At 30.8% G+C, this 578-nt stretch carries 1 protein-coding gene; it reads right to left on the bottom strand.

Going from position 1 to position 578, the window contains the following annotated elements; translation table 11 throughout:
• Window positions 1-100: 100 nt before the first annotated feature.
• Window positions 101-427, bottom strand: a complete 327-nt coding sequence (locus tag FUA24_RS10870; protein WP_147135178.1) for a nucleotide pyrophosphohydrolase — start codon at window positions 425-427, stop codon at window positions 101-103.
• Window positions 428-578 lie beyond the last annotated feature (151 nt).

Here is a 578-nt window from a genome sequence, read left to right as displayed (position 1 = left end):
TGTAAACAAGCGTCAAATTTACTTTTTAATACAGATTTATACTATGAATTTGCGTGTTTTTTTAGAAGTTTTTATGCTGAAAGCTATATTCACTTAAGCATTATTTTAATTTTTGATTATTGTGGTGCCTATCATGGTCTCGTTTTGCTTTTTTATCCATGCGTTTATCAAAAGCGGCTTGCAAATCAGTATCAGTTTGGTTTGCTAAGCATAATAACACGAATAATACATCAGCTAATTCTTCACCTAAATCTTTATTTTTATCGCTTTCCTTTTCACTTTGCTCACCATATCTGCGCGCTATAATACGGGCAACCTCACCTACTTCTTCGGTTAATTGTGCCATATTGGTTAACTCGTTAAAATAGCGTACACCGTGTTCTTTAATCCAATTATCTACTTCTTTTTGGGCGTTTTTTATATTCATTATGCTTTAGTTAAAACTATTTGTTCGGCTTCTTTTTCTATAATTTGATTGAAAAATTGTTTTAAAAATAAATATTTATCGGCATTTATAACGGATTTTTTTATTTTAAACTCTACCATTAGCTTAAGCTTGTTACCAAGCAGTGTTGGCA

The sequence above is a fragment of the Seonamhaeicola marinus genome, from assembly GCF_008085455.1.
Note: the sequence above shows the minus strand (reverse complement) of the source record. Positions and strands in the feature narration are given on the sequence as shown.

Bases quoted from the DNA above. Each gene is read 5' to 3' on its own strand.
- FUA24_RS10870 (WP_147135178.1), bottom strand. From the start codon at position 427: ATGAATATAAAAAACGCCCAAAAAGAAGTAGATAATTGGATTAAAGAA.